A 20,921-nucleotide genomic window follows, 5' to 3' on the forward strand; every position below is an offset into this window, starting at 1 on the left:
GCTTGCTACTCGGCGCGTCGGGATTCAAGACGCCGCACCAGCTTGCTGGCGGGCAACAGAATGGCGATGTACATCAGCGCGATCAGCGTGTAGGCCTCCAGCGGGCGGTAGGTTTCATGCGCCACTGCCTGGCCTTGGTAGACCAGATCCGGCAGCGCCAGCACCGACAGCAGCGAGGTGTTTTTCAGCTGCATGATGGACTGGTTCATCAACGGCGGCGTCATGCGGCGCAGCGCTTGCGGCAACACCACCCGGCGCATCACCTGAAAGCGCGTCATGCCCAGGGCCCGTGCGGCGTCGCTTTGGCCGGGGTCAATTGAGACAATGCCGCCGCGGATGATCTCGGCATAAAACGCCCCGCCATACAGCGACAAGGCCAGCACCGCGGCCACCGAGGCCGTCATCGTCACGCCGATGAGCACCGGCAGCGCGTAGTAAAACCAGATGATCAGCACCAGCACCGGCGTGGCGCGAAACAGCTCCACGTACCACTTCAACGGCAAGTGGATCAGCCGCGATTTGGTCAGCCCGCCGATACCGGCCACCAGACCCACGGCCAAGCCCAGCACGATGCACAGCAGGCTGTAGCCCACCGTGACCATCAAGCCATTGGCAAACAGCTGGCGGTATTGCCAGAGATAAGCAAAATTCCACTCGTACACGCCCATTCCTCGCTTCAGTGCTGTGTCAACGCCGCATCAACGTGGTGCATCAAAAACTCACGTTGGCCGGGATTTCTTCGCGCTTGATGTTCATGAGTTTGTCCAGGTTGCCCAGCACGATCGGGTTGATGGCGTCGGTGCGGCGCAGTTCGGCGATCCACTCATCCACGTAGGCGCGCCAGCGCTGGTCAGGCTCCAAACGCAGCCCGGCGTTGGTGGACGTGCCTTTGATGGGCTGGGGCACCACCACCTGGCCGATCCCCGGGTTCTTTTTGACGATGCCAGCCGAGAGCGTCACCACCAGCGGCTGCACATCGGCGCGGCCGGTCTGCACCGCCAGCGTGGCGTCTGCCGACTTGTCAAAGCGCAAAATCTTCGCTTTGCTGTACATGGCGGTCACCAGGTTGTCGTAGGACGACCCCACATCCACCGCGATGGTCACCTCCGGCGTGTCCATCTCTTCCCAGGTCTTGGGGGTGTAGCTCTTTTTGGCGATCAGGCTGTAGGCGTTGTTGTACAGCGGTTGTGAGAAAGCAATGACTTTCTCGCGCTGCGGCGTCGGGTTCAGACCAAAAAAGATGTCGATCTTGTTGGACTGCAAGTCCAGCACCGCATTGCCCCAGGTGGTCTCGGAAATCACCAGCCTGGCACCCAGTTTGGTCGCCAGGTTGTTGGCCAGGTCGATCATGATGCCGCTCCACTGCCCGGAGGCCAGGTCTTTGTGGTAGTTCGGCGCGCCCCCGGCCACCGCGGCGATGCGCAGGGTTTTGGTGCTGGCGATGCGGTCCCAGGTGGCCATGTCGGCCGTGCCTTGCGCCCAGGCGGGCGCGCCGCACACGGCAGCAGCCAGGGCGACGGCGCCCAGAACGACGCGGCGGCGTGGATGTGTCTTCATCAGTCTCTCCTTCTCAAAAAAGGCACCTTGATGCCGGGGGTTAACTTGAAACAACGTCGTCATCCGCGTACGCGGCCAGCGCCGTCAACGCCACCGGGCGCAGCGGCCAGCGCGGCGTGTCACCGTGCAGCGCACCCGGATCGAACACCACGCCATGCTCACGCGCCAGGGCGCTGACCGCGCCAGCGCAGTAACGGCCCTGGCAGGCGCCCATGCCAAAACGGCCCACCAGACGCAGCTCACGCGCCGAGCCTGCCGTCTGCAGGCGGTCAAAGTCAGCGCGTTGCAAACCCTCGCAGCGGCACACCACGGTGTTGGCGGTGGGCATGTTGGACGGCGCCTGAAACAGCTCGGCCAGCGCGCTTTGCGTGCGCCGTGCGGTCGCGATGGCCTGGTCCAGCCGCAGGTCATCCGCCAGCGCGTGGCCCAAATAACGCAGCACCTGCTGCGCCGCTTTTCTGCCGTCGTCCACCGCGGCGCCAGCGCCCAGCACCTCGCGGCAATCCCCGGCAAACACGATGCAGGCCGCGTCAGTCTGCCCAGCTGCGGGCAAACCGGTGGTGTTGGGGCGCAGCCCGTCATGCAAGCCCAGATGCTGCACCTGGAACTGGCGGCGCAAACCGCTGTGGTGTTGCCCGGTCACCCACAGACCGGCGCCTTTGGCCTGCACCGAGGCCACCTGCCAGCCCATCAAATACGGCACGCGGGCACGCCACAGCTCCCGGGCGTACAGCGCGGCCTCCTGCAATTGGGGCCAGCTGCGCAGCGCCTGCACCACCGCGCGCCCCTGCCACCACATCGACGCCAGGGGCTGGGCGTGCTCCAGCACCGCCTGCGGCGGGTTCCCCGCCGCAGCCAGCTGCGCGGCCAGCGCCAGCAGCAGCGGGCCGCTGCCCGCCAGCAGAATCGGGCCGGTGGGCGTCCGGCCGGTTTCCTTGAACTGCACCTGCAAACCACCCACCGTCACCACGCCGGGCAGCTCCCAGCCCTCACGTGGGTTCACCTGCTCGACCGAGCCCACGGCCAGAATCACAGCCTTGGGGCGAACACTTTGCACCCGCCCCAGCCGCCGGTTGTCGATCAAAAACCGCCCATCGCGGTCCACGCCCAGCAGCACCGATTGCATCCAACGCGTGACCCGCTCGCCAGCGTCCGTCAGGCCTTGCATCAGCCCGTCCCGCCTGCGGCGGTGGTGCTCGGGCATCACCAACGTGACGCTGCCGGTGCCGGCATGACGCCGGTAAATGGCGCCGCCCACCTGGTCACGCTGCTCCACCAGCAGGCTGGTCACGCCATGGCTGGCCAATTCAACCGATGCGGCCAGACCCGCGGGCCCGGCGCCGACGATCAGCACCTCCGGCTGGGTGGTCATCGGGCGCTCCAGACCACATCGCTGGTGGCAAGCGCGGGCGTCAGGCGCATGCCATCTTGCGCAGGCGTCAGGCAAGCCTCGACCGGGCTGGCGCCGTCCACACACACCAGACAGGCCTGGCAATTGCCAATGCCGCAGAAATAACGCGCCTGCAAGCCACCCACCGCCTCACCCCACTGCCGGATACCACCGCGCGACAAGACCGCCGCGATGGTTTCACCCGGGTGAAACGGCACGGGCAACTGGTTCCAGTACAGCGTGTGGGATGTGGGGGCTGGCATGTTCATTTGGACAAATCTATTTGCAAGGATAACAGCATGCCGTCACCCGTCAACCGGGCGGCTTTAGCAGGCATCAGAGCGGGTCAGACAGCGGCAAGTCGCCAAAACGCGCTGGGTCCAGCACCGACACATCCACTTTGGCAGGCAACCCCAGCACCATGTCGGCCACCGCCGAGCCCACCACTGGCGCCAGGCAGATGCCGTCGCCTTCCATGCCGGTAGCGATGAACAGGCCAGGCAACGTCGGGTGCCGCCCGACGATCGGCAGGCCATCCTGGGTGCCGATGCGGATCCCGGCAAAGGTGCGGATCACCCGCCGCTGGGCCAGCGCCGGCACCACGGCAAGCGCCTCGCGCAGCAGGGTGGACACGGTGTGGATGTCGGTCTGGCGGTCGGCAAAACCGGTTTCGCGGCTGCTGCCAATCAAAAACTGGCCGGTGACCAGCGGGTCGATCACCAGGCTGGCGCTGCTTTGGCTCAGCACCATACGACGCTTGGCCGCCAGATAACCCGCCGACATCAGCGGCCCTGGCAGGGCGGCCCCCGACAACGAAGCCCGGTCGGTGACGATGAGCTGCCCCTTGCGCGGGATCAGGATGTTGTCCAGCCCCACCAGCGCCGCCGTGCCCAGGCCAGCGGCCACCACCACCGCATCGGCCACCCAGGGACCGTCCGGCGTCAAAACCCCCACCACCCGCCCGCCCGACACCACCAGCCGCTGCACCGGCGTGAAGCGGCGCACCGGCGCATTCGCCACCTGCAGCAACCGGTCCACCACGCGGTAACCCAGCGCATGGCCGTCGTCGGGCACCTTCATGCCTGCCAGCACATGGCGGCCCAAGCCCGGCACGCGCTGCATCAGCTGCGCATGCGTCAGCGGCAAAACACGCTCGCCAAGCTCCATCAAATCGGCGCCTTGCTGGGCAATCACGGCCACCTCTTCGTCGGTGCGGGCAAACAGGTAGGTGGGGCGGGCGTGGTAGATGTCGGTGAGCACGCCGTGCTGCACCAGCTGACGGTAAATGGCGCGCGAGGCGCAGGCCAACTCCATCATCGGACCGGGGCGTTTGCTGGCCACCGACACCGCGCCATCCGACGCCCCCGAGGCACCCGCCGCCGGGGTGCTGGTATCCAACACCGTCACGTGGGCTCCGGCACGGCTCAAGAAAAACGCGGTGGCCGCGCCCACAATGCCCGCGCCGATGACGATGACATGGCGCGCGCCGTGGGAGCGGGAGATTTCAGGGGTAAGCAAGGTACATGGCAGCGTTGACGTGGGCGAAGCTTAACCGCTTGCGCCTCATCCGGCCCGCCGCCAGGCCGGCCGCTGCCCTGCTATCCTGTGAGCCATGAACCGCCTGTTGATCCCCTTTTTCTGCGCCCCGTTGCGCCACCCGATCGCGGTCACCGGGCTGGCCGCGCGGGCGGCGGTGCACGCCACATGAACTACACCTTTGTCTCGGCCACGATCCTGCTGATCCTGATCACCGACCCGATCGGCAACATCCCGATCTTTGCCAACGCGCTCCAACACGTGGCGCCCGAACGGCGCGCCCGCGTCATCCTGCGCGAGGTGCTGATCGCGTTTGTGCTGCTGCTGACCTTCATGTTTGTTGGCGAGAGTTTTTTGCGCGTGATGAACCTGAGCGAACTGTCCTTGCAGATTGGCGGCGGGGTGATCCTGTTTTTGATAGCGCTGCGGATGATTTTTCCGCCACCCAAGGGCACCGACACCCCAGAGGCGCCAACCGAGCCGCTGATCGTGCCGCTGGCCATTCCGGCCATTGCCGGGCCGTCAGCGCTGGCCACCGTGCTGCTGCTGGTGTCGCAAGCACCTGAAAAGCGCCTGACCTGGATCGCCGCGCTGTGCGTCACCATGACGGTGAGTGCGGTGGTGCTGGTGCTGGCTGAACGCATCCAGCGCGTGGCGGGTGACCGTTTTGTGGTGGCGCTGGAGCGGCTGATGGGTCTGGTGCTGGTGGCGCTGTCGATCGAGATGATGCTGCGCGGCATCCGCACCTTCGTCCTGCAGTTGGCAAGTGCCTGACGGCCCGGACGGTGCACACCATGGCCACGCTGCCAGCCCGCTCGCCACGGCTCCTCTGGCTGGCCCTGGGTGGGCTGGTGCTGACGGCGCATCTGGGGCTGTTGCAGCTGATGCCGGTGCCGATGGCAGCCACCGATGCCGGTACCCCCACGGCCCTGCGCTTTGCCACCCGCGCCGTCGTCCCCGAACCGGCACCACCATCCCCCCGCCCGGTGGCGATGCCGCCGCCCCAGGCAGCGCGCAAACCGGTCAGCCGACCACCCCCAGCCATGGCCGCCCCGGCCACCCTCCCCGCAGCCACTGCCCAGTCACCCGAACCACAGCCCCACAACCCCGAGCCGCCCCAGTCGCCGCCGCCCGAACCTGCCGCGCCGCCTGAACCGCCCGCCTCGGCGCCTGATCCCCAGACGACCCTGGACACCACAGCTTCAGCCGCCCCCACCCCCACCCCGGCGCCAGCCGCTTTGCCGCTGCCCTTCCGCGCGGATCGCTTGATCGCCTCGACCCGGCTGATTTACTCGCTGCAAACCAGCAAATTCCCGTTCCCGGTGCAAGGTGAACTGCTGTGGCTCAACCAGGGCGACACCTACAGCGCACGCCTGTCTTACCGCGCGTTTGGCCTCTCGCGCGAGCAGACCAGCCGCGGCCACATCACTGCCAGCGGCCTGGCGCCCGAGCGTTTTTCTGACAAATACCGCAGCGAACTGGCGGCGCACTTCAATTACGCTGAAAACAAAATCAGCTTCAGTGCCAACACGCCCGATGCGGTGCTGCTGCCCGGCGCGCAGGACCGACTGAGTGTGCTGCTGCAGCTGGGCGCCCTGCTGGCCAGCGCGCCCGAGCGCTACCCGTCTGGCAGCACACTCTCGGTGCCCACCACCGGCCCGCGCGAGGCCGATATCTGGCTGTTCACGCTGGCAGCCATCGAGCCGCTGGATGTGGCCGGGCGGGCCCTACCTGCCGTGAAGCTGGAGCGTCAGCCACGTCGCCCGTACGACCAAAAGGTGGAGGTCTGGCTGGCGCCCGAGCTGGGCTACCTGCCTGCGCGCATCCGCATCACCGAGGCCAATGGCGACCACGTGGACCAGGTTTGGGTGGCCACCGAGCCCGCAGGCCCTTGAAATTGGCGCTTTGGCACCCAACTGCACGGTCAATATCAATCAAGCATAATTTGTTCATGCACACCCTTTACGACTCTGACACCTACTCTGTGACACACATGCTGGCCAATGCCGTGGCAGCCGATGTGCCTGCGGACACGCTGAAAGAAGGCGAGCAGTTGCTGATCGTGCCGCGCCTGGCGCGCCACGGGTTTGAGATTGTGGACAAACGCAGCGGCAAAGAGGTGTACCTGGATGGCTCTTGGGCCGAACTGTTCCAGCAGCAGATCACCGCCTGGCAAGCCAAAACGCCCACCCAGGAAGAAGTGGAAGACAAGCTGGAGCAATACGCCGAGCTGGCGCAAAATCCGGTCGTGCTGCACTGATCGCTCATACCGCAGCGTGAAATGGTGAGGGTGCGGCGACAGGCCCCGCACCAGTCCTGCCCCCGGCACGGTAGTGATCTCCAGCCAAACCGTCTCCACCTGGCGAAAATTGGCCTGCGACAATACGGCCCCATGAACCCTGTCTACATCCTCACTCTCTCCTGCCCCGACCGCCTGGGCCTGGTCCACGCCGTGTCCGGCTTTTTGCTGGAACGCAGCGGCAACATCGAAGAAGCCGCCCAGTACAACGACCAGAGCACCGGCCTGTTTTTCATGCGTGTGCAGTTTGCCTGCGCCAAACTCAGCTTTGACGAGCTCAAAACCCAACTGGCTGGTTTTGCCGCGCCGTTCGAGATGCAATGGCAATTGCACGCACAGGCCGAGCCGATGCGCACCGTCATTTTCGTGAGCAAGGAAGGCCATTGCCTCAACGACCTGCTGTTTCGCTGGAAAAGCGGCCTGCTGCCGCTGGACATCCGCGCCATCATCAGCAACCACCGCGACTTTTACCAACTGGCCGCCAGCTACAACGTGCCGTTTCACCACCTGCCCGTGACCGCCGCCACCAAGGCGCAGGTCGAAGCCAAGCAGTTGGAAATCATCCAGAGCGAAGAAGCTGAACTGGTGGTGCTGGCCCGTTACATGCAGATTTTGAGCAACGACCTGTGCAAGAGCCTGTCAGGCCGCGCCATCAACATCCACCACAGCTTTTTACCCAGCTTCAAGGGCGCCAAACCCTACTACCAGGCGCATGACCGCGGCGTGAAACTGATCGGCGCCACCGCCCACTATGTGACCGCCGACCTGGACGAAGGCCCGATCATCGAGCAGGACGTGGCCCGCGTCGATCACAGCAAAACCGTGGAAGATTTAACCGCGTTGGGCCGCGACACCGAAAGCCAGGTGCTGGCCCGCGCCGTCAAATGGCACGGTGAACACCGCGTGCTGCTCAACGGGCACAAGACGGTGATTTTCAAATAACCATCAAGCCAGCGGCGCGCCGGTTGCAGCCCGGTACATAACTACCGTGCTGTCAAGCACGAAGCGCATCAGTCGCGCCCTTCACCGATCAGCGCCTTGATATCACAAGAACTGTCGTCTGGTTGACAAAGCTTTCGTGGCGAAATTTGGTTTCTGTCGGTCGCAAAAGGCTGTCAGCGGTAGTAGCTGTTCGCGATTTGCCCTCTCCAAACCGGCCATTAGAGCTGTCATAGTCCGGCCCACGGGCCGCCGCGGTGGGATGGCTGTGGACAAATCGTTATGGGTGTCGAAGCTGGATTTGGAACTGAAAATAGGCGAGGGCTCAGGCGCGACGGTGGTGGTCCAGGCTTTGCAGGCACACGTCCCATACCGTCGGCCTTGGAAGCTAGCGCGCAGTGACGGTCTTCAGTCGTGCAGCGAACTCAAAAACTGCTTCAACTCTGGTGTTTTCGGGCTGCCAAAAAGCTCGCTTGGCGAGCCGATTTCGTGCACCAGCCCCTGGTGCATGAAGATCACGCGGTCGGCCACCTTGCGGGCAAAACTCATTTCGTGGGTCACCATCAGCAGCGTCATGCCCTCGTCTGCCAAGGTTTCCACCACACGCAGCACCTCGCCCACCAGTTCGGGGTCGAGCGCGCTGGTGATCTCATCGCACAACAGCACGGCGGGCTCCATAGCCAGCGCGCGGGCAATGGCCACGCGCTGCTGTTGCCCACCCGACAACTGCTCACCAAAAGCGTCAAACTTTTCTGCCAGACCGACGCGCATCAGCAGCTTGCGGGCCAGGGCTTCGTTGGCCGAAGCGTTCTTCTTTTTGACTAGGCCCGGCGCCAGCATGATGTTTTTGCCCACCGTGAGGTGCGGGAACAAATTGAAGCTCTGAAACACCATGCCCACATGCTGGCGCAGTTCGCGCATAGCGGCGGCGTTGTTGTGCAGAAGCGGTTTGCCATCCACATTGAGGCTGCCACTCTGGAACTCTTCGAGCCCGTTGATGCAGCGCAGTAGCGTGCTTTTGCCAGAGCCACTTTTGCCAATGATGGCAATCACTTCGCCAGCCTGCACTTGCAAGTCAATGCCCTTGAGCACCTCGTGCGTGCCATACGATTTGCGCAAGCCCTTGATATCAACGATGGACATGAATTTTCCTCTCCAGGTGCTTGGCGTACAGGCTGATGGGATAGCACAGCAAAAAGTACATCACTGCAACACAACTAAAAATCAAAAACGGACTGAAGGTGGCATTGGCAATGGTCTTGCCCACTTTGGTCAGCTCCATGAAGCCAATAACCGACGCCAGCGCAGTGCCCTTGATGACCTGCACTAGAAAACCCACGGTCGGCGGCACCGCAATCCGAACCGCCTGTGGCAGGATGATGTAGCGCAATTGCTCGTAAAAACTCAATGCCAGGCTTTCGGATGCCTCCCACTGCCCGCGCGGGATTGCGGCCACACAGCCGCGCCAGATCTCGGTCAAAAAAGCGCTGGCATACAGCGTCAGGCCAATGCCGGCCGCCACCCAGGGCGAGGTATTGATGCCAAACAAGCCGAGTCCGTAATACGCCAGGAACAGTTGCACCAGCAGCGGAATACCCTGAAACAACTGCACGTAAGCAGCGACGATGGGACCAACTGCTGGCCACTTGGTCAGGCGCAGCATCAACAAGAACAAACCCACCGTTCCTCCGCCCACAAAGGCGATGATGGAAAGTCCAATCGTCCAGCGTGATGCCAGCAGCAGATTGCGTACGATGTCCCACAGAGAAAAATCAACCATGAATCACCTCCGCCCGAACAAAAACCGGGCACCCGCCCAGTTAAGCAGTTGCCGAGTAGCAATCGAGAGCACCAGGTAAATGGCCCCCACGACAATAAAGGCTTCAAAGGACCGGAAGTTGTTGCTCTGAATCAGATCAGCCGAGTAGCTCAACTCTTGGGTCGAGATCTGCCCGCACACCGACGAGCCCAGCATCACGATGATGATCTGGCTGACCAGACTGGGCCAGACTTTTTTGAGGGCCGGGGGCAGCACCACCCACATAAAGGTCTGGCTTCGGTTCAGCGCCAGGCTTTGTGCTGCCTCCATCTGGCCCTTTGGCGTGGCCTCCAGCCCGGCACGGATGATTTCGGTGGCGTAGGCACTCAGGTTGATCACCATGGCGATCACTGACGCTGTTTCGGCAGAAATCTTGATGCCTGCTGCTGGCAGACCAAAGAAGATAAAAAACAGCTGCACGATGAATGGGGTGTTGCGGATCAGCTCCACGTAGGTGCTTACAGCCAATTGCAGCCAGGCCGGGGCCAGGTAGGCTCCAAAGCCTCGCGCCCGCACCCAGGCAAAAGCGGTGCCCAACAGCGTGCCGATCACCACCGAGATGGCGGTGAGCGACAGCGTCCAAGCCACGCCCGTCAGTAACAGCTGCCACTCCGACAGCACGGCCATAAAGTCGAGTTGAATCCGCATAGCGATGTCGCCGACCTTCGATGCGTGCGCTCAGCGATTAAATGGGCAAGTCGCCAGCCGGGCGGCCCAACCACTTTTTGGACAAGGTATCGAGTTCGCCGCTCTTTTTGGCTTCGGCCACGATTTCGTTGACCTTCGCCTTGAGCTTGTCTTCGCCTTTGGCCACACCAATAAAGTTGGGGCTTTCCTTGAGCAGCAGCTTGTATTCGCTGGAGAGCTGTGGGTTCTTGGTCATCATATTGCCTGCCACTGATGCGCCCAGGGCCACAAACTGCACCTGACCGGACACAAACGCCGAGATAGTGGCGTTGTTGTCTTCAAAACGCTTGGTGTCCACGCCGGACGGTGCCACCTTGCCCAGTTCCTGGTCTTCCATGGCGCCACGGGTCACGCCCACCGATTTACCCGCCAGATCAGCAAAACTCTTCACACTGACGTTTTTGGGGCCAAACACAGCCTGAAAGAAAGGGGAGTAAGAGGATGAGAAGTCGATGACTTTTTCACGGTCGGGGTTTTTGCCCAAGGTGGCAATCACCAGGTCAGCCTTGCGCGTTTGCAGGGCAGGAATGCGGCTGGCACTGACCACTGGAACCAGTTCGACCGCCACACCTAGCTTTTTACCAATGTAGTTAGCCATGTCTATATCCAGGCCGATCGGTTTCAAATCGGTGCCCACAAAACCATAGGGCGCGGAGTCGGTTTGCACAGCGACCTTGAGCACTTTGCTCTTCATGATGTCGTCCAGTGCGGTCTGGGCGTGCGCGCCGGTCGCGCTCAGTAGCGCAGTACAGGCCAAAAACAAGTTGAAGCGGCGTTTGTTGAGATTTGGCAGTTTCATAGCAGAGCTCCTAGGTAAGTTGATGCGTCATCGGAAGGTTTGTCAGTAAAGCTTGTATGCAAGTCTTGTGCCGCAGGGCGCGCTGCAGTTGTTGGTGTTGTGTCCAGGGGTTTGAGAGCCTGGCGCAGTTCTTCCAGCGCATCGCCTCTGGCGGGCTCGAGTTTGAGTGCGGCCTGCACCTGGCCGATGTGGGATTGCATCAGTTGCTCGGCCCGCGCCCAGTCGCTCTTTTCGAGCGCCCGCACTATCTCTATATGCTCGGCGCAAGAATGTGTGGCGTCGTGGGACGACTGATAAAGCATGGCAATCAAGGTGGTACGTGCCGTAAAGTCGCGCAGCGTGTCGGCCAGCAAGCTGTTGCCCAGGCACTCGGCCAGGCACACATGGAAATCACCCAGCAGGAAGCTTCGCAAGCCGACATCGCCACCCTTGAGGGCGGCTTTCTCTTTGGCCAGATGGACCTTTAGTTGCTTGAGTGCCATCTTGCTAACCGAGGTGGTGCAGCGGATCAGACCCATCTCAATCACCCGGCGGGCTTCAAACGCCTCGCGCGCCTCGGCCAGCGATGGCTCAATCACAAACCAGCCACGCCGGCTGCTGACCGTGACAATGCCGCGTGCCGCCAGTTGGGTTAATGCCTCGCGCACAACAGTGCGGCTGCAGTCAAACAATGAGGACAGTTGCTGCTCGCCCAGGCGCGTTCCTGGGGCCAGTTTCTGGGCCATTACAGCTTCAATGATGCGGTTGCTGATGTCGTTTGCGCTGGTCATACAGGTCTACCTTCATGCAAATTGCATGCCACTGAAATACAAGATTTGTGCACCGATTGCGGGGGATCTCGTGTGAAGAGAGTGCCAACGACGCACTGCTAAAGTGCGAACATCGTGCTACACGTCTTACTGTCAGTCATTGCGCAAGGCCTGTACGCCAACAGCTCCGATGCTTTGTGAGGACAAAACAGCTTTGCACATCGCGCAGCCACTTTCATCCTCCGCTTCGACTCCAGCCTAAACGGTCTTGTGCTCTTCACCTTTTGCGTGGTTGGTGAGATGGCGGAAGAACACGGCACTTCCCAGAAGCGGGTATTTGTGGCTGTCTGGTTACGCTGCATTTGAGTCAGATGCCATACCTTCCTACTCCGCTTGACCTGACATGCCCCCGTTGCCTCTATTCACCGCACGCCGTGTGCAAAAAATATCCTTTTCGCCAGGCTAACCCCCACCCGCCATCACCCGCCATCACCCGCCATCACCTGCCCCAACTGCACCGCCCCGCCCGGCTGCCATGCCGGGTTGAACTGCAGCGGGCCTTTGGGGAACAGCATGACGACCGTGGAGCCGAGCAAAAAGCGCCCCATCTCCTCACCCTGCTTGAGCTGGATGCGCTGGTCGTCATAGGACCAGTCACACACCTTGCCAGCCCGGGGGTTGTTGATGATGCCGTGCCAGGTGGTGGCCATGCTGCCCACGATGGTGGCGCCGACCAGCACCAGCACAAACGGGCCGCGGCTGCCTTCAAACACACACACCACACGTTCGTTGCGCGCAAACAGCCCCGGCACGCCGCGCGCGGTGGTCGGGTTGACGGAAAACAGGTCACCCGGCACATAGATCATGCGTAGCAGGCGGCCGGCGCAGGGCATGTGGATGCGGTGGTAGTCACGCGGGCTGAGATAAATAGTGGCAAAGTGGCCGTCATCAAACTGCGCCGCCAGCGCCGCGTCGCCACCCACCAGCGCGGTGCTGCTGTACTGATGGCCCTTGGCCTGAAAAATCTGCTGGCCTTGAATCGGCCCAAACTGGCTGATGGCGCCGTCCACCGGGCACACCAGCGTGGCTTGGGCCAGCTTGCGCGCGCCCTGGCGCAGTTCGCGGGTGAAAAAGTCGTTGAAGGTGGCGTAGCTGGCCAGGTCCGGGTTGGCGGCTTCGGCCATGTTGACGCGGTAACGCTGGACAAACCAGGCGATCAGCCGGGTGGTGAGTGTGCCGCCGCGCACGCGGGCAATGCGTCCGGCCAGCAGGGTGAGCGCCTGTTTGGGCAAAAAATACTGCAGCAACACGGCAAGACGGTCAGACATAGTGGCACCCGTTGGAAAGACACAAACAAACAAACAACAAGCCAGCACGCCTTGGCCCGCCAAAGATCACGCCGGTGGCCCGCAGCCCAACAACGGCTGCACCCGGACAGGGCCGCAATTTTACCGGCGCCACCCCTGCCCTAAAGCTGCCCGAAGCCAGCCCCTCGCCCGCCCGGCGGCGCACCCGGTGCCACAATGGCCCGATGACCGTCCGCATTCCCCCGATCCAATGCCTGCTGACTTTTGAGGCGCTGGCGCGCCTGCGCAGCGTGACGCAAACCGCCGAAGAGTTGTGCGTGACGCCCAGCGCGGTGAGCCACCGCGTCAAACAGCTGGAGCAGATCATCGGCACCAAGCTGTTTGGCCGGGCGGATTTTTCGCTCACGGTGGAAGGGGTCGACTACCTGGCGCATGTGCGTGAGGGCCTGGGCATGTTGCAGCGCTTTCCCGGCGCGGCGGCCATGCCGGGCAAACGCAAACTGCGCCTGGCCGTGACACCGACGTTTGCGCGCGCTATCCTGATCCCGCGGCTACGCCAGTTCACCGAGGCCTACCCCGAGATCGACCTGACCTTGCAGGTGTCGATTCCGCTGCTCGACGTGGTGGCGGAAGACGCTGACCTGATGATCCGTTTTGGCACCGGCCGTTACGCCGATGTGGAGCACACCTGCCTGGTCAAAGACGACGTCACCCCATTGGCCTCCCCCAACTTTGTGCGCGAACACGGCCCGTTTGAGCAGGCGCTGGACCTGGAAGGCGAGGCGCTGCTGCGCAGCCCGCTGGAGCCCTGGCGCACCTGGTTTGCCGCGCAGGGGCTGGACTGGCCCGAGCCGCTGGACGGCTCGCAGTTCAACGACATTGGACTGATGTGTGACGGTGCTGCAGCTGGCATGGGCATCGCGCTGGTGCGTCTGAAGCTGGCGCAAACCTGGCTGGAGCACGGCGCGCTGGTGCGCCTGAGCCACCACAACGCCTTCACGAGCAACGTTCCCAACCCACACGCGCACTACCTGTGCTGGCGCACCGGAATGATGGAACGCTGGGAATGTGTCGCGTTTGCCGACTGGCTCAAAGCCAGCCTGGCTTGATTGGCTTCATCACCCATCGGCATGCCGTCCCTGTGGACGCAAGGCAAACCACGCCACCGTGAATGACCACGCCCTATTTCAACAAGCTTTTCAAAAATCCTCACGCCTGACCAGGCTGACCCGCGGTAGAGTGCGCAACTTGCCTCGCTGCGCCCACCCAAGGAATTGACATGACCCCCCCCTTGCCCCAGGAAGCTTCCCTGCCCCAACGAGCCGATCGACAAGCTCAGATCGTGAAAGAACTGCAGGCCCATTTGCCAGCGCACGCGCTGCTGTGGAACAGCGAAGACACCACCCCCTACGAATGTGACGGCCTGACCGCCTACCGCCAACGCCCGCTGGTGGTGGCGCTGCCCGAGACCGAGGCGCAGGTTCAAGCCGTGTTGCGCACCTGCCACCGCATGAACGTGCCGGTGGTGGCGCGCGGCGCGGGCACCGGCTTGTCGGGCGGCGCGTTGCCGCATGCGATGGGTGTGACGCTCTCCCTGGCCAAGTTCAACAAGATTTTGAAGATTGACAAAAAGGCCCGCACCGCCACCGTGCAGTGCGGCGTGCGCAACCTGGCCATCAGCGAGGCGGTGGCGGGCCTGGGCCTGTATTACGCGCCCGACCCCAGTAGCCAGATTGCCTGCACAATTGGCGGCAACGTGGCCGAAAACTCGGGCGGCGTGCACTGCCTGAAATACGGTCTGACGCTGCACAACATTATCAAGGTCAAGGGTTTCACCATGGACGGTGAAGAAGTCACTTTGGGCAGTGACGCGCTCGACACACCCGGGCTGGATTTGCTGGGCGTGGTGATTGGTTCTGAGGGCATGCTGGCCGTGACCCTTGAGGTCACCGTCAAACTCATCCCCAAACCGCAACTGGCACGCTGCATCATGGCCAGTTTTGACGACATGCGCAAAGCCGGTGACGCGGTGGCCAGCCTGATTGGCGCGGGCATCATCCCGGCCGGGCTGGAGATGATGGACAAACCCATGACCGCCGCCGTGGAAGACTTTGTGCACGCCGGCTACGACCTGAACGCCCAGGCGATCTTGCTGTGTGAAAGCGACGGCACGCCCGAAGAAGTGGAAGAAGACATTGGCCGCATGAGCGCCGTGCTGCGCCGCGCTGGCGCCACCGCCATTGCGGTCAGCAAAGACGAAGCCGAGCGCCTGCGCTTCTGGAGCGGGCGCAAAAACGCCTTCCCGGCCAGCGGGCGCATCAGCCCCGACTACATGTGTATGGACAGCACCATCCCGCGCAAACGCCTGGCGGATTTGCTGCTGGCGATTCAGGACATGGAGAAAAAGTACCAACTGCGCTGCGCCAACGTGTTCCACGCGGGCGACGGCAACCTGCACCCGCTGATCCTGTTTGATGCCAATGACCCGGACCAACTGCACCGCTGCGAGCTGTTTGGCGCCGAGATTTTGGAAACCAGCGTCGCCATGGGTGGCACGGTGACCGGCGAGCACGGCGTGGGCATCGAGAAGCTCAACAGCATGTGTGTGCAGTTCTCTGCCTCTGAAAACGAGCAGATGTTCGGCATCAAACGCGCGTTTGACCCGTTGGGCCTGCTGAACCCCGGCAAGGTCATCCCCACGCTGCAGCGCTGCGCCGAGTACGGCAAGATGCTGGTGCGCGGCGGGCAGCTCAAGCACCCGGATTTGCCACGATTCTGAGGGCGCCTGATGCAAGGATTACGTGGGCTGGCATGGCTTTTGGCCATGCAATCTGTGGGCGAACTGCTGTCGCGCGGGCTGGGGCTGCCGTTTCCCGGGCCGGTGATGGGCATGTTGCTCTTGGTCTTGGCGCTGCGCTGGCCGGTGGTGCGCTCACCGGTGGCGGCTTGTGCCGGGTTCCTGTTATCGCACCTGTCCCTGCTGTTTGTGCCGGTGGGGGTGGGGGTGATGACCCATCTGGGGCTGCTGGGCGAGTTCGGCCTGCGTATGCTGGCGGTGATTGTGTTGTCGACCTGGATCGGGCTGGCGGTCACCGCGCTGGTGCTGCACCGGCTGCGCGGGAGGCGCGATGCCTAAATTTGTCGAACTCTGGATCTACCTCTCGGCCACACCGCTGTTTGGGCTGACCGCCACGCTGGTGGTGTACGTGCTGGCACAAGCCGCCTATGCGCGGCTCGACCAGGCAGCGTGGGCCAACCCGGTGTTGTGGTCGGTGGTGGTGCTGGCGGGTCTGCTGACGCTGACCGGGGTGGACTACCCCACCTATTTTTCTGGCGCGCAGTTCATTCACTTCTTGCTCGGGCCCGCCGTGGTGGCGCTGGCCTGGCCGCTGTGGGAGCGCCGTTTGGAGCTGCTTGCGCGCTGGCGCGCCCTGCTGGTGGCGGCGCTGGCGGGTGGTGCCGCCGCCAGTGGTTCGGCGCTCGCGTTGGGCTGGGCGGTGGGTTTGCCGCATGAGGTGGTGCTGTCGCTGGCACCCAAATCCGTCACCGCGCCGGTGGCCATGGGCATTGCCGACAAGATTGGCGGCATTCCGGCGCTGGCGGCGGTGTTTGCCGTGATCACCGGCATGGTCGGCGCGCTGAGCAGCCAGGCCCTGTTGGACCGGCTGAAGATTCCCGGCGACGCACAGGGCTGGATGGCGCGCGGTTTTGCGCTGGGCACGGCCGCGCACGGCATCGGCGCCGCACGCGCGCTGCAGGTCAATGCCGATGCGGGCGCCTACGCCGGACTGGCCCTGGGGCTGCAGGTGCTGCTGGGCTCGCTGCTGATTCCGCTGTTGTTCTGGTTGTTTTAGCGGCACACCGGGGCACCGACCGCCGTCAGGCGCGCTGCAGAATGCGTCGCTTGGGTTCGTCGTCGGCCAGAATCGCCTGCGCCCAGGGTGCCAACTTGCTGGTGTCGGAGCGCAAGATCTCCTGCTTGACCGCCAAAATTTGCGCCGGATGCATGGAAAAACTGCGCAGTCCCAGGCCCAGCAGCAGCTTGGTCATGCTGACATCCCCCGCCATTTCGCCGCACACGCTGACCAGCTTGCCCTGGGCGTGGCCCTCGGCAATGGTGCTGGCCACCAGGCGCAGCACGGCCGGGTGCAGCGGGTCATACAAGTGCGCCACCGATTCATCGGCGCGGTCAATGGCCAGCGTGTACTGAATCAGGTCATTGGTACCGATGGACAAGAAGTCAAAGTACTTCAGGAACACCTGCAGCGTCAACGCCGCCGCCGGGATCTCGATCATGGCACCCAGCTTGACCGGGCCATAGGCCAGGCCCCGGTTGTCCAGCTGCACCCGGGCGTGGTCGATCAGCGCCATGGTCTGGCGGATTTCACTGGCGTGCACCAACATCGGGATCAGCAAATGCACCTGCCCGTGTGCCGCAGCCCGCAAAATCGCGCGCAACTGGGTCAAAAACATGGCCGGCTCGGACAAACTCCAGCGGATAGCGCGCAGCCCCAGCGCCGGGTTCAGGTGCGCCGCATCGCGCTGGTTGTCATCCAGCGGTTTGTCCGCGCCGATGTCAACCGTGCGGATCGTGACCGGCAAGCCCTGCATGCCCTCCACAGCGCGCCGGTAGGCCTGGTACTGTTCTTCTTCGTTGGGCAGCTTGCCGTGGCGGCCCATGAACAAAAACTCACTGCGAAACAGCCCGACCCCCACCGCGCCAGACTGGATGGCCAGGGCGGCGTCGTCGGGCATTTCGATATTGGCCAGTAATTCGATTTTTTGCTTGTCCAGCGTCACCGCCGGGGTGTGCAGCAGGCGGGCCAGCCTGCCCCGCGCCAACGCCACCTGACGTTGTTTGAAGCCGTACTCGGCCAGAATGATGGGCGAGGGGTCCACCACCACCACGCCGGCATCGCCGTCAATGATGACCCAGTCGTCCTGGCGGATCAATTGACTGGACAGCCGGGCGCCGACCACCGCCGGGATGTCCATGCTGCGCGCCACGATGGCGGTATGCGAGGTTTTGCCACCCACATCGGTGATGAAACCGGCAAACACACTCTGCTTGAACTGCAGCATGTCAGCCGGTGACAAGTCGTGTGCCACCAGAATCAAGGGCACGTCGATGGTGTCGTCCAGCAGCAGGTCCTGCTGCGAGACTTTGCGCCCGCCGCGGCCCATCGGCTGGATCAGCGGCGACGAAATGCCGCGCATGGCGCGCAGGATCCGCTCGGTGATTTGCTCCAGGTCAGACTTGCGCTCGCGCAGGTACTCGTCCTCCATCTCGTCAAACTGACGCGCCACCACCTCCAGCTGGCTGGTCAGGGCCCACTCGGCGTTGTAGAGGCGATCCTGGACCCAGTGTTTGACGCCTTGAATCAGTTGCTCGTCCTGCAACAGCATCAGGTGCACCTCCAGCAACGCGGCCAACTCGTGCGGTGTGTCCTTGGGTCCCATCTGGGCAATGCTGATCTGCAAGCGGTGGATTTCGGCGATGACCGCGTCACGGCCATCGCGCACGCGGTCGATTTCGGCCGCAACCTGCGACGGCTCAATGTAGTAGTGCGCCACGTCCAGACGGCTCGACGCCACCAGCACCGCACGCCCAATGGCAATGCCCCTGGCAACCGGTAGACCGTGGATGGAGAAGGTCATAGCCGCCGCGCCGGGCCGCCCCAAGCCAGGCTAGCCCCTGAGGGAGGCCGCGCGGTACGCACAGTGACAAGCCCCGGCTGGAGCGGTAGCGATAGACGCAAGGCGGCCACTGCTACTCACCTTCACCAAATTTGTCGTTGATCAGGGCCAACAAGGCTTCCATGGCCTCCTGCTCACGCTCGCCGCTGGTTTCAACCTCAACCGTCACCCCCATCCCGGCAGCCAACATCATCACGCCCATGATGCTTTTGGCGTTCACGCGGCGTTCACCGCGCGACATCCAGACTTCGCACGGAAAACTGCCCGCCAGTTTGGTCAGCTTGGCTGACGCACGCGCGTGCAGGCCCAGCTTATTGCTGATAGTCGTGGTCGTTTTGATCATGGATCTTTCTTTTCTGATTCTGGGGTGCCGTGACGGCCACCTGCATCACACCTTGCGTGCCCCCGGACAGCACCCGCGCCACCAACGCGTCCATCGACTCCTGGCGGTAGGTCACGGCGCGCATCAGCATCGGCAGGTTGACGCCGGTGATCAGTCTGGAATTGACGCCGTCCACCAGTTTCTGCGCCACATTGCAGGGCGTGGCGCCAAACAAATCGGTCAAGACCAGCGTGCTGGGCGTGTTCAGCATGGACATGGTCATGCGCGCCGCTGCCAGCGTTTCATCACTGGGCATGTTGGGCTGCACATCAAACACCGCCAGCGCGTTAGCCGCGTCGGGAAACACATGCAACACGCATTGGCGCAAAGCGCTGGCCAAAGGCGCGTGCGCGATGATGAAAATGCCGTTGTTCATGAGCTTGTACAGGCGCTGAGGAGGTCAATAAAAGTCACCGTGGCGGTCTTCAGGTGCGAAGACACGCCTCGATTATGACTTTTGAAAGCGCACCACCTGGCTATTTCAAGGCACCAAATACCTTTTGCAGCAGCGCGCTGCCGCTACCGACGGGGTCTTGCCTGATTTTTTTCTCTTCCTCGCCAATCATGAAATACAAACCGTCCAGGGCTTTGCTGGTGACATAACGCTCCACGCTCACCTCTTCACCCTTGATCAGCCCCATGCCAGCGGCCTTGGAAGCGATCTGGTTGTACTTGTCAGCCAGGTTGACTTGCGCCGTGGTTTTTTTCACGACCGGCAAAAATTTGACGCCCAGCGGCGCGCGCGTCTTGTCCGCAAAAAATTGCGTCACCGACGTGTCGCCACCGCTCAGGATGTTTTTGGCGTCCTGCACGTTCATGGTTTTGACCGCATTCACCAACATGTCTTTGGCGAGCGGAACCGCCGCTTCTGCCGCCTGGTTCATGGCGGTCACCAACTCATCGAGCCGCTTGCCCTGGCCAAAGGTCCGCAGCAAGCCGGCAGCCTCTTCCAGATACCCGGGCAACGAGATACGCACCTTGTCATTGCCCAAAAACCCGCCGGGTTGCCCCAGCGAGGCAACCGCTGCACGGGCGCCCTGCTCCAGCGCCGCCTTCAAGCCTTGAGAGGCTTGCGTGTTGGTCACGTCCGCCAAGGACACGGCAGCGCTCGTTGCATGAAACGCCAGGCCGGGCACGGCAAGGCAACTCACCGTTAGCCAATTGAAACGTCGACGATCCATGGGCATCACCTTTGAAAGAGAACCTCTGCGACCCACGTCCCGTTCAGCACCAGCGCTGATCGAGACATCGCTTTGCAACGCCCATTATTTGGCTCTGAAATCGTCGTGGCACGACTTGCAGCTGCCGCCAACGGCGTTCACCGCCGTCTTGATCGCATCCAGGTTGCCGGTTTTGGTGGCGGCTGTCAGTTTGACCATGTCGGCCTGCATTTTGTTGGCGTAGTCGTCAAACTTGGCCTTGTTGCTCCAGATGTCAGCCTTGGCTTTGGTGTCGCCCTTGTCGGTACCGGGAACAAACGCGGCCCAAGGCAACTTGCCCACAAATTCCGCCACCGCGGCGCTCTCAGCGGCTACCTTGGCATCAAAGGGAATCTTGCCCGCTGCCATACCGGCCACCCGGCCAAAATTCTGCTGCATGACAAAAAAACTGCTTTGGCGGTATTTGATTGCATCTTCCGCTTTGGCAAACTGCGCCGAGGCGGGTAGCACAAACGTGGCTGCAACAGCGGCGAGCGCGAGGCTGGTGATTATTTTCATGGGACTCCTTGGAAAGTTAAACTGAATGTGACGGCTGGCAAA

24 protein-coding genes are annotated in these 20,921 nt (G+C 62.7%); 8 read left to right on the top strand and 16 right to left on the bottom strand.

The annotated features are described in order from the left end of the window. Positions 1 to 5 precede the first annotated feature (5 nt). The 5 genes from LHU53_RS17975 to LHU53_RS17995 form a co-directional block, all read right to left on the bottom strand. A complete protein-coding gene (locus tag LHU53_RS17975) occupies positions 6 to 662 on the bottom strand; it encodes an amino acid ABC transporter permease (RefSeq protein WP_227334164.1) in 657 nt (218 codons plus the stop codon). A 49-nt stretch (positions 663 to 711) separates the two neighbouring features. Then, complete coding sequence (locus tag LHU53_RS17980) at positions 712 to 1,557, bottom strand: transporter substrate-binding domain-containing protein (protein WP_227334165.1); 846 nt, start codon at positions 1,555 to 1,557, stop codon at positions 712 to 714. 40 nt (positions 1,558 to 1,597) lie between these two features. Further along, positions 1,598 to 2,929: an FAD-dependent oxidoreductase gene (locus LHU53_RS17985; protein WP_227334166.1), complete on the bottom strand. Its 1,332-nt coding sequence runs from the start codon at positions 2,927 to 2,929 to the stop codon at positions 1,598 to 1,600. Then, positions 2,926 to 3,210, bottom strand: coding sequence for a 2Fe-2S iron-sulfur cluster-binding protein (locus LHU53_RS17990; RefSeq protein ID WP_227334167.1), 285 nt, complete (start codon positions 3,208 to 3,210; stop codon positions 2,926 to 2,928). The genes LHU53_RS17985 and LHU53_RS17990 overlap by 4 nt, the downstream gene beginning before the upstream one ends. 73 nt (positions 3,211 to 3,283) lie before the next feature. Next, a complete protein-coding gene (locus LHU53_RS17995; protein ID WP_227334168.1) occupies positions 3,284 to 4,465 on the bottom strand; it encodes an FAD-binding oxidoreductase in 1,182 nt (393 codons plus the stop codon). 186 nt (positions 4,466 to 4,651) lie between these two features. Between LHU53_RS17995 and LHU53_RS18000 the strand changes: the two genes are divergently transcribed. From LHU53_RS18000 to purU, 4 genes are all read left to right on the top strand, one after another. Then, positions 4,652 to 5,257, top strand: a complete 606-nt coding sequence (locus LHU53_RS18000; RefSeq protein ID WP_227334169.1) for a MarC family protein — start codon at positions 4,652 to 4,654, stop codon at positions 5,255 to 5,257. Positions 5,258 to 5,277: 20 nt separating this feature from the next. Further along, positions 5,278 to 6,378 carry a DUF3108 domain-containing protein gene (locus LHU53_RS18005; RefSeq protein ID WP_227334170.1) on the top strand — a complete coding sequence of 367 codons (1,101 nt, stop codon included), beginning with the start codon at positions 5,278 to 5,280 and terminating at the stop codon, positions 6,376 to 6,378. Positions 6,379 to 6,434: 56 nt separating this feature from the next. Then, positions 6,435 to 6,743 (top strand): DUF3567 domain-containing protein, encoded by a 309-nt coding sequence (locus tag LHU53_RS18010; RefSeq protein WP_227334171.1) that lies wholly within the window; start codon positions 6,435 to 6,437, stop codon positions 6,741 to 6,743. 132 nt (positions 6,744 to 6,875) lie between these two features. Further along, on the top strand, positions 6,876 to 7,724 hold the full coding sequence (purU, locus tag LHU53_RS18015) for a formyltetrahydrofolate deformylase (RefSeq protein WP_227334172.1): 849 nt from the start codon (positions 6,876 to 6,878) through the stop codon (positions 7,722 to 7,724). A gap of 405 nt (positions 7,725 to 8,129) precedes the next feature. On the opposite strand, the gene LHU53_RS18020 is transcribed toward purU, so the two are convergent. The 6 genes from LHU53_RS18020 to asd form a co-directional block, all read right to left on the bottom strand. Next, positions 8,130 to 8,864 carry an amino acid ABC transporter ATP-binding protein gene (locus LHU53_RS18020; RefSeq protein ID WP_227334173.1) on the bottom strand — a complete coding sequence of 245 codons (735 nt, stop codon included), beginning with the start codon at positions 8,862 to 8,864 and terminating at the stop codon, positions 8,130 to 8,132. After that, a complete protein-coding gene (locus LHU53_RS18025) occupies positions 8,851 to 9,501 on the bottom strand; it encodes an amino acid ABC transporter permease (RefSeq protein ID WP_227334174.1) in 651 nt (216 codons plus the stop codon). Before LHU53_RS18025 ends, LHU53_RS18020 begins: the two co-directional genes overlap by 14 nt. Positions 9,502 to 9,504: 3 nt before the next feature. Beyond that, positions 9,505 to 10,188 (bottom strand): amino acid ABC transporter permease, encoded by a 684-nt coding sequence (locus LHU53_RS18030; RefSeq protein ID WP_227334175.1) that lies wholly within the window; start codon positions 10,186 to 10,188, stop codon positions 9,505 to 9,507. 37 nt (positions 10,189 to 10,225) lie between these two features. Then, positions 10,226 to 11,026, bottom strand: coding sequence for a transporter substrate-binding domain-containing protein (locus LHU53_RS18035; protein ID WP_227334176.1), 801 nt, complete (start codon positions 11,024 to 11,026; stop codon positions 10,226 to 10,228). After that, the gene (locus LHU53_RS18040) at positions 11,023 to 11,796 is read right to left on the bottom strand and encodes a GntR family transcriptional regulator (protein WP_227334177.1); all 774 of its coding nucleotides are present in this window, start codon (positions 11,794 to 11,796) and stop codon (positions 11,023 to 11,025) included. Before LHU53_RS18040 ends, LHU53_RS18035 begins: the two co-directional genes overlap by 4 nt. Before the next feature lie 458 nt (positions 11,797 to 12,254). Next, positions 12,255 to 13,103 carry an archaetidylserine decarboxylase gene (gene asd, locus LHU53_RS18045; protein WP_227334178.1) on the bottom strand — a complete coding sequence of 283 codons (849 nt, stop codon included), beginning with the start codon at positions 13,101 to 13,103 and terminating at the stop codon, positions 12,255 to 12,257. 203 nt (positions 13,104 to 13,306) lie between these two features. Here asd and LHU53_RS18050 point away from each other — a divergent pair, with 203 nt between their 5' ends. The 4 genes from LHU53_RS18050 (at position 13,307) to LHU53_RS18065 (ending at position 16,936) form a co-directional block, all read left to right on the top strand. Continuing rightward, the gene (locus tag LHU53_RS18050; protein ID WP_227334179.1) at positions 13,307 to 14,191 is read left to right on the top strand and encodes a LysR substrate-binding domain-containing protein; all 885 of its coding nucleotides are present in this window, start codon (positions 13,307 to 13,309) and stop codon (positions 14,189 to 14,191) included. A 170-nt stretch (positions 14,192 to 14,361) separates the two neighbouring features. Continuing rightward, positions 14,362 to 15,861, top strand: coding sequence for an FAD-linked oxidase C-terminal domain-containing protein (locus LHU53_RS18055; RefSeq protein ID WP_227334180.1), 1,500 nt, complete (start codon positions 14,362 to 14,364; stop codon positions 15,859 to 15,861). A 9-nt stretch (positions 15,862 to 15,870) separates the two neighbouring features. Beyond that, positions 15,871 to 16,218 carry a CidA/LrgA family protein gene (locus LHU53_RS18060; protein ID WP_227334181.1) on the top strand — a complete coding sequence of 116 codons (348 nt, stop codon included), beginning with the start codon at positions 15,871 to 15,873 and terminating at the stop codon, positions 16,216 to 16,218. Next, positions 16,211 to 16,936, top strand: a complete 726-nt coding sequence (locus LHU53_RS18065; protein ID WP_227334182.1) for an LrgB family protein — start codon at positions 16,211 to 16,213, stop codon at positions 16,934 to 16,936. The genes LHU53_RS18060 and LHU53_RS18065 overlap by 8 nt, the downstream gene beginning before the upstream one ends. A 25-nt stretch (positions 16,937 to 16,961) precedes the next feature. Here LHU53_RS18065 and ptsP read toward each other — a convergent pair whose 3' ends face one another. The 5 genes from ptsP to LHU53_RS18090 all read right to left on the bottom strand — a co-directional run bounded on the left by ptsP (position 16,962) and on the right by LHU53_RS18090 (position 20,879). After that, a complete protein-coding gene (gene ptsP, locus LHU53_RS18070; protein ID WP_227334183.1) occupies positions 16,962 to 18,740 on the bottom strand; it encodes a phosphoenolpyruvate--protein phosphotransferase in 1,779 nt (592 codons plus the stop codon). A gap of 112 nt (positions 18,741 to 18,852) precedes the next feature. After that, on the bottom strand, positions 18,853 to 19,122 hold the full coding sequence (locus tag LHU53_RS18075; RefSeq protein WP_227334184.1) for an HPr family phosphocarrier protein: 270 nt from the start codon (positions 19,120 to 19,122) through the stop codon (positions 18,853 to 18,855). Then, entirely contained in the window at positions 19,091 to 19,537 is a 447-nt protein-coding gene (locus LHU53_RS18080; RefSeq protein WP_227334185.1) for a PTS sugar transporter subunit IIA, read from the bottom strand. The genes LHU53_RS18075 and LHU53_RS18080 overlap by 32 nt, the downstream gene beginning before the upstream one ends. 100 nt (positions 19,538 to 19,637) lie before the next feature. After that, on the bottom strand, positions 19,638 to 20,342 hold the full coding sequence (locus tag LHU53_RS18085; RefSeq protein WP_227334186.1) for a DUF4197 domain-containing protein: 705 nt from the start codon (positions 20,340 to 20,342) through the stop codon (positions 19,638 to 19,640). 84 nt (positions 20,343 to 20,426) lie between these two features. Further along, a complete protein-coding gene (locus LHU53_RS18090) occupies positions 20,427 to 20,879 on the bottom strand; it encodes a cytochrome c (RefSeq protein WP_227334187.1) in 453 nt (150 codons plus the stop codon). Positions 20,880 to 20,921: the final 42 nt, after the last annotated feature.

Origin of the sequence: Rhodoferax sp. U2-2l (assembly GCF_020594515.1) — a bacterium.
Taxonomy (GTDB): Bacteria; Pseudomonadota; Gammaproteobacteria; order Burkholderiales; family Burkholderiaceae_C; genus Rhodoferax.

Bases quoted from the DNA above. Each gene is read 5' to 3' on its own strand.
- asd (WP_227334178.1), bottom strand. From the start codon at position 13,103: ATGTCTGACCGTCTTGCCGTGTTGCTGCAGTATTTTTTGCCCAAACAG.
- LHU53_RS18065 (WP_227334182.1), top strand. From the start codon at position 16,211: ATGCCTAAATTTGTCGAACTCTGGATCTACCTCTCGGCCACACCGCTG.
- LHU53_RS18050 (WP_227334179.1), top strand. From the start codon at position 13,307: ATGACCGTCCGCATTCCCCCGATCCAATGCCTGCTGACTTTTGAGGCG.
- LHU53_RS18005 (WP_227334170.1), top strand. From the start codon at position 5,278: ATGGCCACGCTGCCAGCCCGCTCGCCACGGCTCCTCTGGCTGGCCCTG.
- LHU53_RS18060 (WP_227334181.1), top strand. From the start codon at position 15,871: ATGCAAGGATTACGTGGGCTGGCATGGCTTTTGGCCATGCAATCTGTG.
- LHU53_RS18085 (WP_227334186.1), bottom strand. From the start codon at position 20,342: ATGGATCGTCGACGTTTCAATTGGCTAACGGTGAGTTGCCTTGCCGTG.
- LHU53_RS17990 (WP_227334167.1), bottom strand. From the start codon at position 3,210: ATGCCAGCCCCCACATCCCACACGCTGTACTGGAACCAGTTGCCCGTG.
- ptsP (WP_227334183.1), bottom strand. From the start codon at position 18,740: ATGACCTTCTCCATCCACGGTCTACCGGTTGCCAGGGGCATTGCCATT.
- LHU53_RS18025 (WP_227334174.1), bottom strand. From the start codon at position 9,501: ATGGTTGATTTTTCTCTGTGGGACATCGTACGCAATCTGCTGCTGGCA.
- LHU53_RS18010 (WP_227334171.1), top strand. From the start codon at position 6,435: ATGCACACCCTTTACGACTCTGACACCTACTCTGTGACACACATGCTG.
- purU (WP_227334172.1), top strand. From the start codon at position 6,876: ATGAACCCTGTCTACATCCTCACTCTCTCCTGCCCCGACCGCCTGGGC.
- LHU53_RS18035 (WP_227334176.1), bottom strand. From the start codon at position 11,026: ATGAAACTGCCAAATCTCAACAAACGCCGCTTCAACTTGTTTTTGGCC.
- LHU53_RS18000 (WP_227334169.1), top strand. From the start codon at position 4,652: ATGAACTACACCTTTGTCTCGGCCACGATCCTGCTGATCCTGATCACC.
- LHU53_RS17980 (WP_227334165.1), bottom strand. From the start codon at position 1,557: ATGAAGACACATCCACGCCGCCGCGTCGTTCTGGGCGCCGTCGCCCTG.
- LHU53_RS18090 (WP_227334187.1), bottom strand. From the start codon at position 20,879: ATGAAAATAATCACCAGCCTCGCGCTCGCCGCTGTTGCAGCCACGTTT.
- LHU53_RS18030 (WP_227334175.1), bottom strand. From the start codon at position 10,188: ATGCGGATTCAACTCGACTTTATGGCCGTGCTGTCGGAGTGGCAGCTG.
- LHU53_RS18055 (WP_227334180.1), top strand. From the start codon at position 14,362: ATGACCCCCCCCTTGCCCCAGGAAGCTTCCCTGCCCCAACGAGCCGAT.
- LHU53_RS18075 (WP_227334184.1), bottom strand. From the start codon at position 19,122: ATGATCAAAACGACCACGACTATCAGCAATAAGCTGGGCCTGCACGCG.
- LHU53_RS18020 (WP_227334173.1), bottom strand. From the start codon at position 8,864: ATGTCCATCGTTGATATCAAGGGCTTGCGCAAATCGTATGGCACGCAC.
- LHU53_RS18040 (WP_227334177.1), bottom strand. From the start codon at position 11,796: ATGACCAGCGCAAACGACATCAGCAACCGCATCATTGAAGCTGTAATG.
- LHU53_RS17985 (WP_227334166.1), bottom strand. From the start codon at position 2,929: ATGACCACCCAGCCGGAGGTGCTGATCGTCGGCGCCGGGCCCGCGGGT.
- LHU53_RS18080 (WP_227334185.1), bottom strand. From the start codon at position 19,537: ATGAACAACGGCATTTTCATCATCGCGCACGCGCCTTTGGCCAGCGCT.